Origin of the sequence: Sphingomonas sp. HT-1, from assembly GCF_048568905.1 — a bacterium.
Lineage (GTDB): Bacteria > Pseudomonadota > Alphaproteobacteria > Sphingomonadales > Sphingomonadaceae > Sphingomonas.
The window spans coordinates 3,231,673-3,245,114 of sequence record NZ_CP183770.1; the positions used below are offsets into that span (position 1 = coordinate 3,231,673).

Here is a 13,442-nt window from a genome sequence, read left to right on the forward strand (position 1 = left end):
GCGGGAAGCCCGGCAGCGACGTCCCTGTCCATTTCACGAAGCTTGCTGCGCACTTCGCGAAATCGCGCTTGTCGCGGGGCCCTGCACGTCGAAGCAAACGGGAAAGGGGCGCTGCCATCTCGCTAGATTGTCACCGCCCGCGACCCGGAACAACCAGAGAGGTTCAACACCGATGCGCCCTTCTTTTTCTTTTGCTTTTGCCTTGTTCGGATCGCTGATGCTTGCACCTACCGCATGGGGGCAGGCTGCCGACTCCGCCGCGATCGCTGCGCAGCAGGCGGCAGTAAAAAAGCTTGATTGGATGCGCGGCCTCTGGCGCGGAAAGGCGGAGACGTTGACGCCGGACGGTCCTATCGAGATGACGCAGACCGAGCGGATCGGGACCATCCTTGATGGCACCTTGCTCGTGATCGAAGGCAAGGCCTACGGCACTGACGGCAGCGTGCCGTTCCACGCCTTTGGAGTAGTATCTTACAATCAAGCATCAGGGAAATACGTGCTGGCGAGCCATGCGCAGGGCCGCTCCGGTTCCTTTCCCTTATCGCTGACGGATACTGGCTTTACGTGGGAAGTGCCTGCAGGACCGAACGCGTTGGCGCGTTACACCGCTACGTTCGCTGGCGGAGTCTACGTCGAAGTTGGCGACTATGTGACTGAGGGGCAGCCCCCGCGTCGCTTTTTCACGATGACGCTCAAGCGGGTCGGCGATACTGACTGGCCTGCCGCGGGAGGACTGTCGAAGGATTGATTTCCCGGAGGCGCTGTCACAAGGCTGCAAAGCTTTTGTCACAGGGGAGTGGCGCCGGTGCGGTGAACCGCCAGCCGCCGGCGCTGGGCCTCCGGGAGTCATCACGAATGCCATCTATCGCCAAGGCACCGAAGAATGGTGCGGTTCGGGGTGCGGTGCACCGCCACGAGCATCTCTCGAAGGAAGGCATCCTCGAACGCGCCTTCACTTTCGCGTTTCGCGGCCTGGTCTATGCGCAGATCTGGGAAGATCCTGTGATCGACATGGAAGCCCTGCAGATCACGCCGGACAGCCACATCGTCACGATCGCATCCGGCGGGTGCAACGTCTTCTCCTACCTGACGGCGAACCCGGCGAAGATCACGGCAGTGGACCTGAACCCCGCGCACATCGCGCTCAACAAGCTCAAGCAGCAGGCGGCGCTGCGGCTGCCGGACTATGAATCGTTCCATCGCTTCTTCGGCCTCGCGAACCGGCCAGAGAATATCGATGCCTACAAGACGTATTTGCGTGGGAGCCTCGACGATACCTCGCGCGCCTATTGGGAAGGCCGCGCGCCCAACGGCGTACGTCGGATCAACGGCTTCAAGACCGGCTTTTATCGCCAAGGGCTGCTCGGCCGGCTGATCGGCTTCGTCCACTGGCTGGCGCATCGCTACGGCATCGATCCCAAGGAAATCCTCGCGGCGAAGACCGTCGAGGAGCAGCGTCATATCTTCGAGACGCGCTTCGCGCCGTTCTTCGACAAGAAGCTGCTGCGCTGGATGGTCGACCAGCCCGCGGCGCTGTTCGGCTTCGGTATCCCGCCGGCGCAGTACGATCTGCTCAAGGTGGACGACCAGGAAGGCATCACCGGCGCGCTGCGCAGCCGCCTGCGCAAGCTCGCCTGCGATTTCGACCTCAAGGACAATTTCTACGCCTGGCAGGCGTTTGGCCGCGGCTATGGCGAGCATGAGGGCGCGCCGCTGCCGCCCTATCTCGAGCGCAAGAATTACGAGCTGGTCCGCGAGCGCGCCGACCGCGTCGAGATCCGCCACACCAACTATGCCGATTATCTCGAGTCGATGCCGGCGCAGTCGCTCGATCGCTACATCCTGCTCGACGCGCAGGACTGGATGACCGACGAGCAGCTGACCCGCATCTGGACCGAGATCACCCGCACCGCCAAGCCCGGCGCGCGCGTGCTGTATCGCACGGCGGCGGTGCCGGACGTCGTGCGCGGCCATATCCCCGACGCGCTGATGAACCAGTGGGAATATGAGGACCAGGCCAAGCTCGACGACTGGACCCGCCGCGATCGCTCGTCGGTCTACGGCGCGACCCATGTCTGGACGCTGAAGCCGCACGCATGAGCGGGCACGCCGGGGCGGCCGATCAGAAGGGGCTGATGGATGCGACCTATGCGCTCCATCGCCACTTCTACGATCTTACGCGCAAATTCTATCTGCTTGGCCGCGACCGGCTGATCCGCGAGCTGGCGCCGCCGCCGGGCGGCACGGTGCTAGAGGTCGGCTGCGGCACCGCGCGCAACCTGATCGTCGCCGCCAAGCGCTGGCCCAACGCGCGCTTCCACGGCTTCGATATCAGCGAAGCGATGCTGGATACCGCGCGCAAATCGGTGGCCAAGCACGGGCTCTCGGACAAGATCACGCTGGCGCAGGGCGATGCCGGTGCGTTCGATGTGGGCGCGCTGTTCGGGCTTGGCCAAGTCGACCGCGTGTTCATGAGCTATACGCTGTCGATGATCCCGCCCTGGAAGGAAGCGATCGCGCTGGGTGCCAGGGCACTCGCGCCGGGCGGCAGCCTGCACATCGTCGATTTCGGCCAGTACGAACGGCTGCCGGGCTTCGCCAAGCGCTTCCACTTCAAGGAGCTCAACGCCTTCCACGTCTATCCCCGCGCCGATCTGCGCGCGGTGGTGGAAGGCATCGCCGCCGAGCAGGGGCTGACGGCATCGTTCCGCTCCTCGCTGCGCGGCTATACCTGGAGCGCGGGGCTCACGCGACCGGCCTGAGCGCTATCGCCTCGGAAGTGCCTCCCGTGCTACAGTGCGCGGCATGAACCAGCAGGTCCGCCTCGCATCCAAAAGGGAGTGGGCGTCGCCGTTCACGGCGGACGATTTCCTGCACATGCTCGAACTGGGGGCGTTCGAGGGCATGCGAGCCGAACTGGTCCGGGGGGGAATCGAAAAGATGATGCCGGCCGACTGGTCGCATGGCGAACTCAATGCGCGCCTGGTCGGATTGCTCTTCCCGTTGGTACGGGCGGCTGGGGCAAAAGTAGGTACCGACGTCGTCATCCATATCGACGCGCATACGGTACGCGGGTTCGACATTGCGATCTTGAGACCCGGCGCGGTGCCGCAAAAGGCATTGCGAGGGGAGGACGTGCTGTTCGCCATCGAAGTCGCGGAGACGACGCAGAAGCGCGACCTCGGCGAGAAGCGCGACGACTATGGAAGGGCGGGTATTCCGGCCTACTGGGTGGTCGACATTGTCGCCCAGGTCACGCACTGCTTCGGGTTGGACGCAAGCGGCAGCGCCTATGGCGAGGCCATGATCGTGCCGTTCGGCGAACCGATGGACGTGCCCGGCCTCGGCGGCCGAATCACCCTCGACTGACGGCGCTTACGCCGCCAGACGCAGTTCCAGCCGTCCCCAAATCTCGACCAGCGCATCCACCAGCTCGCGCATCATCGCCTCGTCGTGCGAGGGGCCCGGCGTGAAGCGCAGGCGCTCGGTGCCGCGCGGCACGGTGGGGTAGTTGATCGGCTGGACGTACACGCCGTATTCGGCGAGCAACACGTCGCTGATCTTCTTGGCCTTCACCGGATCGCCCACCATCAGCGGCACGATGTGCGTCGTGGAGGGCAGCACCGGTAGCCCGGCGTCATTCATCAGCTGCTTGAGCATCGCGGCGGCGGCCTGCTGGCCTTCGCGCTCGACGCTGGAGCTCTTCAGGTGCCGCACGCTCGCCAGCGCGCCGGCAACCAGCACCGGCGACAGCGAGGTGGTGAAGATGAAGCCGGGCGCATAGCTGCGGATCACGTCGATGATCACCTGATCGGCCGCGATATAGCCGCCCATCACGCCGAACGCCTTGCCCAGCGTGCCTTCGATGATCGTCAGCCGATCGGCGAGCCCCTCGCGGTCCGAGATGCCGCCGCCGCGTGGGCCGTACATGCCGACGGCATGGACCTCGTCGAGATAGGTCAGCGCGTTGTACTTGTCCGCCAGGTCGCAGATCTCGGCGATCGGCGCGATGTCGGCGTCCATCGAATAGACGCTCTCGAAAGCGATCAGCTTCGGCACCGAGGGATCGTCGGCGGCGAGCAGTTCCTCGAGATGCGCGACGTCGTTGTGGCGCCATACCCGCTTCTCGCAGCCCGAATTGCGGATACCCGCGATCATCGAGGCGTGGTTGAGCTCGTCCGAATAGATGATGCAGCCCGGCATCACCTTTGCCAGCGTCGACAGCGTCGCCTCGTTCGAGACATAGCCCGAGGTGAACAGCAGCGCGTTTTCCTTGCCGTGCAGATCGGCCAGCTCGCGCTCGAGATCGATGTGGTAGTGCGTGTTGCCGCCGATGTTGCGGGTGCCGCCGGAGCCGGCGCCGACATCGTGCAGCGCTTCTTCCATCGCGGCGATCACCTTGGGGTGCTGCCCCATCGCCAGATAATCGTTCGAGCACCACACCGTGATCGGCTTCGGCCCGTTATGCCCGGCGAAGCAGCGCGCATTCGGGAACATGCCCTTGTTGCGCAGGATGTCGATGAAGACCCGGTAGCGCCCCTCCGCATGGAGGCGATCGATGGCCTGGGTGAAGACCCGCGTATAATCAATGGCGGGTGCGGGGGCGTCTTGGCGCTGCATGGTTCTCTCCTCTACGCCCTCTTTTTCCGCAATTCCAGCACGTGAACCCCCGTAGTGTCTACCCGCGCGAAAACCGCTGCTATTGCGTTGGGGCATGCGCGTTCATGTCCGGAAATATGCGGCGGACGCAATGAATTTCCAGCTTCCGCGCGGCTGAAAAGCTCGCTCAGTCTGATCGAGTTTAAGCGCATTTGGCGCGATCTTGCAGATGCGCTGTGGTATAGATGCGGTGTCGCGCGCGACTCCGGGTGCGATGTGGCAGCTCGACAACATGGCTGCCGTGCCTGCGGTTCTGGACAAGGGGCGCCGACGATGACGAGCGATGCCGAGTATTTCGCGATCCGTGCTCGGAAAGAACGCGATCTTGCCGCGCGGTCCGGCCATGGCCCCGTTCGTCGCGTCCATGAAGAACTCGCCGAACGCTATTCGGCCATGGCCCGTTCGCCGGGGAACGTCACCGCGGGCGATCGCCTGGCCTAAGGCGCTTACAGCGTTTCGATTCGACTTAGGCCATAGTCGGCGAGTCGGCGTGCTAGCCGCTGGTCGCCAGCATCGCGCGACGTGAATACCGCAAGGCCGGGAAAGGACTGGTCCGGCCAGGACTGCCCTTCGGTAAGATACGCCACACGCCGCGCGATGCCGGGACCGCCATCGATGAAGGTCATGCCCGCCGGCGCCCCGGCCCGCATCTCGGCTTCGAGAAGCGGAAAGTGCGTGCACGCGTTGACGATCACGTCGATGCGTTCGCCGCCGGGCTGGCGAAACAGGCCCTCCAGCTCGCGAGCGACCGCATCGGGCGCGATCGTCTCCCCTGCCAGCTTGGCCTCTGCCAGTTCGACCAGCGCGGCCGATCCATGGCGCAGCACGGTGCAATCGGCCGCGAAGCGAGCCGCAAGATCGTCGACATATGGTTGCCGCACCGTCGCTGCGGTGCCCAGCACGCCGATGGCGCGTGTGCGACTGATCGCTGCCGCCGGCTTTATCGCCGGCACGGTGCCGACGATCGGCAGGTCCAGCGCAGCGCGGACGTGCTGAAGCGCGATGGTAGAGGCGGTGTTGCACGCGATGACGATCAGGCGCGGATCATAGCGTTCGGCCAGCCGGCCGAGCAGCGCCGGCACGCGGGCGGCAATCTCCGTCTCGCTTTTGGTGCCATAAGGGAATCCGGCCGAGTCTGCCACATAGACCAGCGGGGCCATTGGCAGCAGCGCGGCGGTTGGTGCCAGCACGGATAGGCCGCCCACGCCGGAGTCGAAGAACAGGATGGGACGGCGATCGGGCATGGCAAACGCCATGGCCGAGGCCGCGCACCCCCGTCAACGCTGGGCAGGCGCGCGATGTGGGGCTCGGCCATATCTGCACGCTGATGCAGATCATTGCATCTGCCATGGGGAAACGGCTACTCCCGGGCTGCTGAAGGGGGAAGACTTGCCTACCGAAATTCCATGGCTGGCTCCGGTCGGGGCATTGTTGCTCGGTTATCTGCTCGGATCGATCCCGTTCGGCGTGCTGCTGACCCGGGCGGCCGGCGCCGGCGACCTGCGCACGATCGGGTCGGGCAATATCGGCGCTACCAACGTGCTGCGCACCGGCCGCAAGGGGCTGGCGGCGGCGACGTTGCTGCTCGATCTCGGCAAGGGTGCGGCGGCGGTGCTGCTGGTCGATGCGCTGTTGCCGGGCATGTCCGCGCTGGCTGCCGCGGCCGTCTTCCTCGGCCATTGCTACCCGGTCTGGCTCAAGTTTCGCGGCGGAAAGGGCGTTGCGACGCTGATGGGGCTGGTGCTGGCGCTCTACTGGCCGTCCGGCCTGGTTTATGCCGCGGTATGGCTGGGGCTGCTGGCCGTGGTCCGCATCTCCTCCGTTGCCGGCATGTCGGCGGCGATCAGTGCGCCGGTCAGCACCGCCTTTTTCGGGCGGATCGATTTGGTGCTGCTGTTGCTGGCGCTGGCGCTGATCGTATTGTGGAAGCACCGCGACAATATCGATCGGCTGCTCAGCGGCTCAGAACCCCGGGTCGGCAGCAAGCGTGGCTGATCGGCGGGAGCCGCGGCTGCGGCTGTTGCGCTCCGCCAATGTCGGCCCCGTCACCTATGTTCAACTGATTGCCCGGTTCGGCTCGGCCGAAGCGGCGCTGGAAGCGCTGCCGATGCTCGCCGCGCGCGGCGGGGGCAGGGCGCCGGCGATCGCGGATCCGGCCGACGTGCGGCGCGAGATCGCTGCCGTCGAGCGCCTGGGCGCACGCTATCTGTTCCTCGATGATCCCGAGTATCCGGCCCTGCTCGGCGCGCTGGACAATGCGCCCCCGGCGCTGATCGTCCGCGGCGACACGGGGCTGCTGGAGCGGCCCTGCGTCGCCATGGTGGGCGCGCGGAACGCCTCCGCCGCCGCGTGCCGATTTGCGCGCCAGCTGGCGATCGGGCTGGTGGAGCGCGGTGCCACGGTCGTTTCCGGCCTGGCGCGCGGGATCGACACGGCGGCGCATCAGGGTGCGCTTGCCGGCGGTACGGTCGGCGTGATTGCCAGCGGCATCGATATCGTGTTCCCGCCCGAAAATGCCGAACTGCAGGCACGAGTCGCCGAACAGGCGCTGCTCGTCACCGAACAGCCCCCGGGCACCCAGCCGCTGGCGCGCTTCTTTCCCGCGCGCAACCGCATCATCGCCGGGCTGTCGCTGGGCACTGTGGTGGTCGAAGCGGCGCCGCGCTCGGGCAGCCTGATCACCGCCCGCATCGCGGTCGACGCCGGTCGCGAGGTGATGGCTGTGCCGGGATCACCGCTCGATCCTCGCGCGCAGGGCTGCAACCTGCTGATCCGCGAGGGGGCGACCCTCGTCCAGTCGGCCGACGATATCTGGGAGGCGATCCGGCCGATCGATCCACGCGCGGTGCGCGCGCCGCTGGATCGCTATTGCGGCCCCGCGCCCGAAGATGCCGGCGACGCCGATCGCACGCGCATCGCAGCGCTGCTCGGCCCCGTGCCGGTGTCCGTCGACGAACTGATCCGCCAGGCCGGCTGCGTGCCCGCCGTGGTGCAGACCGTGCTGCTGGAACTGGAGCTTGCCGGGCGGTTGGATCGGCATGCCGGCGGCAGAGTTTCGCTGCGCTGATCGTCCCAAGCGGCGCAACCCTGCGAAACCTGCGGGTTGTTGCAGAAATGCAACGCAGTTCCGGCTTTCTTCGACGAGGTTTGGAAACCTTTCGCAGCTGGCGGGTTTGGGCGGTGGCAAAGCCCCTCCAATCTCAAGGGATGTACACGTATGCGTTCAGTGTTTCTCGTCGCAGCAGCGGCGCTCAGCCTCTCCGCCACCGCCGCCCAGGCTCAGGAGACCAGCTCGACCAACGGCACCAGCTTCCGCGGCATCCGCATCGAAGCCAATGCCGGCGGTGATCGGTTCCAGTCTCAGGGCAACAACAACAACAAGTTCGGCTACGGTGGCACGATCGGCTTCGACGGCCAGCTCGGCGATCGCATCGTGATCGGTGCGGAAGGCAGCTACTGGCGCGCCAACAACTGGAACGAAAACTGCTCAGCTGGCGTTCAGGGCGGCTCGGTTTGCCACAAGTCGTTTGAAGAATATGGCGCGGCCGTTCGTGCAGGTGTACTTGCAACGCCGCAGATCCTGATCTTCGCTAAGGGTGGGTACGTCGTCAACGAACAGCGTAAGCGATTTGATGCGCCTGCGGGTCAAACCTCGTTTTACGATAGCTTCAACACCGCCGGTTATCAGGTCGGCGGCGGCGTCGAATATTCGCTGACTGGCGAGGAAAGCCGCATGCCGGTCTACGCCAACGTCCAGTATGTGTATTCGCAGTACAACGATCACACCGCCCGCCAGCGCGTGATGGCCGGCGTCGGGCTGCGCTTCAAGTAAGCGTAGCGCAGCCGAACAAAGGGCCGGGCGCGGCAATCGCTGCGCCCGGCCCTTTGGCGTGCGCGGGACTGGCAAGTCGCCTCATACGTCCTACATGCCGCCGGCAACGCTTCCCCGAGGAGACACCCGCATGGCCGACGCCCCCGATCCCGCGAACAACCTTCCCGCCGGCTATGTCCCGCCCCAGGTGTGGGAATGGGCGCCGGGCAATGGCGGCCAATTCGCCAACATCAACCGGCCGGTCTCGGGCGCAACGCACGACAAGGAATTGCCGGTTGGGCGCCACCCGATCCAGCTCTACTCGCTCGGCACCCCGAACGGGCAGAAGGTGACGATCCTGCTCGAGGAACTGCTCGCCGCCGGCTATGCGGGCGCCGAATATGACGCGTGGCTGATCAACATCGGCCAGGGCGATCAGTTCGGCAGCGGCTTCGTGGCGATCAACCCGAATTCGAAGATCCCGGCGATGGTCGATCATTCGCTCAGCCCGGCGCTGCCGATTTTCGAGAGCGGCGCGATGATGATCCACCTCGCGGAGAAGTTCGGCGTCTTCCTGCCCACCGACACCGCCCAGCGCGCGCAGACGCTCAGCTGGCTGATGTGGCAAATGGGCTCGGCGCCGTTCCTGGGCGGCGGCTTCGGCCATTTCTTCGCCTATGCGCCGATCAAGATCCAGTATGCGATCGATCGCTATGCGATGGAGGCCAAGCGCCAGCTCCACGTACTCGACACCCATCTGGCGACCAATCGCTACATGGTGGGAGAGGACTATACGATCGCCGATATGGCGATCTTCCCTTGGTACGGCGCGGTGGTGCGCGGCGAAACCTATGTCGGGGCGGACGTGTTCCTGAACGCGCAGGAATATCCGAACCTGCTGCGCTGGGCGTCCGAGATTGCCGGGCGCGAGCCCGTACAGCGCGGCCGCTTGGTCAATCGCGGCACCGGCCCCGAGGACCAGCGCGTCCCCGAACGCCATGACGCCAAGGACATCGACGTGGTGCTGGAGCGGATGCGGGCCAGCGCCTGAACCGGAAGACGCCCGGTATCGGCTGTGCTTGACGCGGCGCCGTACCGGTCGTCATCCTCGCACGCGTACACGTAGGGATCGATCGAACACTTCATGCAGCTTGTCATCGTCGAATCGCCCGCCAAGGCGAAAACCATCGAGAAGTATCTCGGCAAGGACTATCGCGTCCTCGCCAGCTATGGCCATGTCCGCGATCTGCCGGCCCGCGACGGATCGGTGAATCCCGACGAATCGTTTGCGATGGAGTGGGAAACCTATGCTGACAAGTCGAAGCAGCTGAAGGCGATCGCCGACGAGGCGAAGAAGGCGGACCGCCTGATCCTCGCGACCGACCCTGATCGCGAAGGCGAGGCGATCAGCTGGCATGTCCGCGAGGTGCTCAAGAACAAGAAGGCGCTCCCCAAGGAGGTCGAGCGCGTCACCTTCAACGCGATTACCAAGCCCGCGATCCTCGAGGCGATGCAGCGCCCGCGCGAGCTGGATACCGACCTGATCGACGCGTACCGCGCCCGCCGCGCGCTCGACTATCTCGTCGGCTTCACGCTTTCGCCGGTGCTGTGGCGCAAGCTGCCCGGCGCCAAGTCGGCGGGCCGCGTCCAGTCGGTCGCGCTGCGACTGATCGTGGGGCGCGAGCGCGAGATCGAAAGCTTCGTCGCGCAGGAATATTGGTCGGTCATCGCCGAGATGGAATCGGACGGCACGCCGTTCCAGGCGCGTCTCGTCAAGTGGAAGGGCGAGAAGCTCGACCGCCTGTCGATCGGCGACCAGGGCAGCGCCGAGGCCGCGAAGAAGGCGGTCGAGGAAGGGCGCTTCACAGTGGTCTCGGTCGAGACCAAGCCGGCGATGCGCAACCCGCCGCCGCCCTTCACCACCTCGACGCTGCAGCAGGAAGCCGCGCGCAAGCTCGGCTTCTCGGCCAGCCACACGATGCGGATCGCGCAGGCGCTCTACGAGGACGGCGCGATCACCTATATGCGTACCGACGGCGTCCAGATGGACCCCTCGGCCATCCAGGCGGCGCGCAAGGCAGTCGCCGATCGCTATGACGGCAGCTACGTGCCGGACAAGCCGCGCCAGTACCAGACCAAGGCGAAGAACGCCCAGGAAGCCCACGAAGCGATCCGCCCGACGGACTTCAGCAAGGACCGCGCCGGATCGGGCGACCATGCCAAGCTGTACGACCTGATCTGGAAGCGCGCGCTCGCGAGCCAGATGGCCTCGGCGCGCATGGAGCGCACCACCGTCGATCTGGCGGACGGCACCGGCCAGCACGGGCTGCGCGCCACCGGCCAGGTGGTGCTCTTCCCCGGCTATCTCGCGCTTTACGAAGAGGGCAAGGACGACGAGGGCGACGAGGACAGCCGCCGCCTGCCGCGCATGTCCGAAGGCGCGTCGCCCGCGAAGAAGGCGGTCAACGCCGAGCAGCATTTCACCCAGCCGCCGCCGCGCTTCTCCGAAGCCTCGCTGGTCAAGCGGCTCGAGGAGCTCGGGATCGGCCGGCCGTCGACCTATGCCTCGATCATCCAGGTGCTCAAGGACCGCGCCTATGTGCGCGTCGAGAAGAACCGCTTCTTCGCCGAGGAGAGCGGCCGCCTGCTGACCGCGTTCCTCGAACGCTTCTTCGAGAAATACGTCTCGTTCGACTTCACCGCCGATCTGGAGGAAGAGCTGGACGACGTCTCCGGCGGCCGTGCGGCGTGGCAGGCGGTGCTGGAGGCCTTCTGGCGCGACTTCAAGCCGCGCACCACCGAGGTGATGGAGCAGAAGCCCTCCGACATCACCGCGGCGCTCGACCAGTTCCTCGAGCCCTATCTGTTCCCCGCCAAGGCGGACGGCAGCGACCCGCGGCTCTGCCCGAATTGCGGCGTCGGCAAGCTGGCGCTGCGCGGCGGCCGGTTCGGCGCGTTCGTCGCCTGCTCCAACTATCCCGAGTGCAAGTACACCCGCCGCTTCGGCCAGCCGGGCGGCGAGGGCTCTGAGGACACCGGGCCGGAAGTGCTGGGCCAGGACCCCGAGACGGGGCTCAATGTCGAGCGCAAGTCGGGGCGGTTCGGGCCGTATATCCAGCTCGGCGAGGGCAAGGATGCGGCGCGCGCCTCGATCCCGAAGGACATCGATCTCGACCTCGACTGGGCGCTCAAGCTGCTCAAGCTGCCGCGCACCATCGGCAACCACCCGGAGACGGGCAATCCGATCACCGCCTCGATCGGCCGCTATGGGCCGTATCTGGCGCATGACGGGAAATATGCCCGGCTCCAGTCGACCGCCGAGGTGTTCGAGACCGGCATGAACGCGGCGGTGGTCAAGCTCGCCGAGGCGGCGGCGGGCGGCGGCAGGCCTGCGCGCGGGGCGGCACGCGAGCCGCTCAAGGTGTTCGGCAAGCATCCGCGTACCGATGCCGAGATCAAGCTGATGGAAGGCCGCTATGGCCCCTATCTCACCGATGGCGAGACCAACGCGACGCTGCCCAAGACGATCGACAAGGATGCGCTGACGCTGGAGGAGGCCGCCCAGCTGATTGATGCCAAGGCAGCGGCGGGCCCAGCAAAGGGCAAGAAGAAGCCGGCCAAGAAGGGGCCGGTCAAGAAGGCCGCGGCGAAAAAGGCACCGGCGAAGAAGAAGGCGGCCGGCTGAGGATAGGGCTCAGGCTGCGCGGCTCTCCAGGCCGCGCAGCCAGGCGCGTGCTGCCTTTTGCGCGGTGATGATTTCGCGCGCGGTCATGTCCTCCGCGATCTCGGCGCGGCAGGCCTGGGCGGCGGTGCTGCCGGTCATCGCCGCGATGTTGAACCATTTGTGTGCCTCGACCAGGTCGATCGTCACGCCTTCGGCTCCGCTGGAATAAACGACGCCCAGGTCGAAACACGCATCGGCACTGCCGCGGGCGGCATCGTTCAAGCGGCTCTCTATCAGAAAGCGCGCAGTCTTGTGGCTGTTGGCCATCTGGCAAATCCCTGTTCAACGCTTCGTTGCACAAGGTTTGCGTCCGAACGGACAACAAAAGGTTAAACGGCTTAACCGTATTAATTCATAGGACGGGGATGTTGTCGATCAGCCGGGTGCCGCCGATACGTGCAGCAGCAAGCAGACGCATCGGTTTTCCTTCCAGCGGCGCGCCCAGCGACTCGGCGTCGGCGAGCGTGACATAGTCGACCTCGAACCCGGCTGCCGTCAGCGTGTCGCGTGCCTGCGCCAGCGCTGCTTCCGGATCGCCGCCCTCGGCAATGGCCTTGGCAGCGGCGCCGAGCGCGCGGGGCAAGGCCACGGCGCGCGCGCGATCTTCAGGCATCAGATAGGCGTTGCGCGAGGAGAGGGCGAGGCCGTCATCCTCGCGCTGGGTGGGCACGCCCAGGATTTCGATGCCCATGTCCAGGTCCGCCACCAGCCGGCGAATCACCTGCAGCTGCTGCCAGTCCTTCTCGCCGAACAGCGCCACGTCGGGCCGCACTTGGTGGAACAGCTTGGTGACGACGGTAGCGACTCCGTCGAAATGGCCCGGCCGATGGGCACCGTCGAGAAGGTCGCTGATACCCGACACCCGCACGCTGGTCGCAAAGCCTTCCGGGTACATCGCTTCGGCGCTCGGCATCCACAGCAGGTCGACCCCGGCGTTGGTGAGCATCCGCGAATCGGCCTGCTCGCGACGCGGATACTTCGCCAGGTCCTCGTTCGGTCCGAACTGGATCGGATTGACGAAGATCGAGACGATCACGCGGGTGCCGGCACGCTTGGCGGCTTCCACCAGCGCCATATGCCCGTCATGCAGCGCGCCCATGGTGGGAACGAAGGCCAGCCGGGCGCCTTCGCTGCGGAAGGCGTCCAGCGCCTTGCGAAGATCGTCGATCTGGCGAACGGTTTGCACGCTTTGGCACTTTCGATATGGATGGAAGCGCGGCCTTCTATGGGGGGGAGGCGGCGCGATCA

14 protein-coding genes are annotated in these 13,442 nt (G+C 65.9%); 10 read left to right on the forward strand and 4 right to left on the reverse strand.

Features of this window, described 5'->3' with window-relative positions; all coding sequences use genetic code 11:
- Window positions 1-172: 172 nt before the first annotated feature.
- The 4 genes from ACNFJ7_RS15065 to ACNFJ7_RS15080 all read left to right on the forward strand — a co-directional run bounded on the left by ACNFJ7_RS15065 (window position 173) and on the right by ACNFJ7_RS15080 (window position 3,369).
- Window positions 173-748 (forward strand): DUF1579 domain-containing protein, encoded by a 576-nt coding sequence (locus ACNFJ7_RS15065; RefSeq protein WP_152997754.1) that lies wholly within the window; start codon window positions 173-175, stop codon window positions 746-748.
- Window positions 749-855: 107 nt separating this feature from the next.
- Window positions 856-2,100 (forward strand): DUF3419 family protein, encoded by a 1,245-nt coding sequence (locus tag ACNFJ7_RS15070; protein WP_019369881.1) that lies wholly within the window; start codon window positions 856-858, stop codon window positions 2,098-2,100.
- Window positions 2,097-2,762 (forward strand): class I SAM-dependent methyltransferase, encoded by a 666-nt coding sequence (locus tag ACNFJ7_RS15075; protein WP_019369882.1) that lies wholly within the window; start codon window positions 2,097-2,099, stop codon window positions 2,760-2,762. Before ACNFJ7_RS15070 ends, ACNFJ7_RS15075 begins: the two co-directional genes overlap by 4 nt.
- Window positions 2,763-2,805: 43 nt before the next feature.
- The gene (locus tag ACNFJ7_RS15080; RefSeq protein WP_019369883.1) at window positions 2,806-3,369 is read left to right on the forward strand and encodes a Uma2 family endonuclease; all 564 of its coding nucleotides are present in this window, start codon (window positions 2,806-2,808) and stop codon (window positions 3,367-3,369) included.
- Window positions 3,370-3,375: 6 nt separating this feature from the next.
- On the opposite strand, the gene hemA is transcribed toward ACNFJ7_RS15080, so the two are convergent.
- Window positions 3,376-4,620 carry a 5-aminolevulinate synthase gene (gene hemA / locus ACNFJ7_RS15085; protein WP_019369884.1) on the reverse strand — a complete coding sequence of 415 codons (1,245 nt, stop codon included), beginning with the start codon at window positions 4,618-4,620 and terminating at the stop codon, window positions 3,376-3,378.
- Window positions 4,621-4,932: 312 nt separating this feature from the next.
- Here hemA and ACNFJ7_RS15090 point away from each other — a divergent pair, with 312 nt between their 5' ends.
- The gene (locus ACNFJ7_RS15090) at window positions 4,933-5,100 is read left to right on the forward strand and encodes a hypothetical protein (protein ID WP_019369885.1); all 168 of its coding nucleotides are present in this window, start codon (window positions 4,933-4,935) and stop codon (window positions 5,098-5,100) included.
- A 5-nt stretch (window positions 5,101-5,105) separates the two neighbouring features.
- Here the strand turns inward: ACNFJ7_RS15090 and murI are convergent, their stop codons facing one another.
- Window positions 5,106-5,903 carry a glutamate racemase gene (gene murI, locus ACNFJ7_RS15095; protein ID WP_019369886.1) on the reverse strand — a complete coding sequence of 266 codons (798 nt, stop codon included), beginning with the start codon at window positions 5,901-5,903 and terminating at the stop codon, window positions 5,106-5,108.
- A gap of 145 nt (window positions 5,904-6,048) precedes the next feature.
- Here murI and plsY point away from each other — a divergent pair, with 145 nt between their 5' ends.
- The 5 genes from plsY to topA all read left to right on the forward strand — a co-directional run bounded on the left by plsY (window position 6,049) and on the right by topA (window position 12,155).
- Entirely contained in the window at window positions 6,049-6,654 is a 606-nt protein-coding gene (plsY, locus tag ACNFJ7_RS15100; protein ID WP_037513649.1) for a glycerol-3-phosphate 1-O-acyltransferase PlsY, read from the forward strand.
- Entirely contained in the window at window positions 6,647-7,726 is a 1,080-nt protein-coding gene (gene dprA / locus ACNFJ7_RS15105; protein WP_019369888.1) for a DNA-processing protein DprA, read from the forward strand. The genes plsY and dprA overlap by 8 nt, the downstream gene beginning before the upstream one ends.
- Window positions 7,727-7,876: 150 nt before the next feature.
- Entirely contained in the window at window positions 7,877-8,491 is a 615-nt protein-coding gene (locus ACNFJ7_RS15110) for an outer membrane protein (RefSeq protein ID WP_019369889.1), read from the forward strand.
- A gap of 130 nt (window positions 8,492-8,621) precedes the next feature.
- Window positions 8,622-9,521 carry a glutathione-dependent disulfide-bond oxidoreductase gene (gene yghU, locus ACNFJ7_RS15115; protein WP_019369890.1) on the forward strand — a complete coding sequence of 300 codons (900 nt, stop codon included), beginning with the start codon at window positions 8,622-8,624 and terminating at the stop codon, window positions 9,519-9,521.
- A 93-nt stretch (window positions 9,522-9,614) separates the two neighbouring features.
- The gene (gene topA / locus ACNFJ7_RS15120; protein WP_019369891.1) at window positions 9,615-12,155 is read left to right on the forward strand and encodes a type I DNA topoisomerase; all 2,541 of its coding nucleotides are present in this window, start codon (window positions 9,615-9,617) and stop codon (window positions 12,153-12,155) included.
- Between the two features lie 9 nt (window positions 12,156-12,164).
- On the opposite strand, the gene ACNFJ7_RS15125 is transcribed toward topA, so the two are convergent.
- A complete protein-coding gene (locus ACNFJ7_RS15125) occupies window positions 12,165-12,461 on the reverse strand; it encodes a sel1 repeat family protein (protein WP_019369892.1) in 297 nt (98 codons plus the stop codon).
- An 85-nt stretch (window positions 12,462-12,546) separates the two neighbouring features.
- A complete protein-coding gene (panC, locus tag ACNFJ7_RS15130) occupies window positions 12,547-13,380 on the reverse strand; it encodes a pantoate--beta-alanine ligase (RefSeq protein WP_019369893.1) in 834 nt (277 codons plus the stop codon).
- Between the last annotated feature and the right edge of the window lie 62 nt (window positions 13,381-13,442).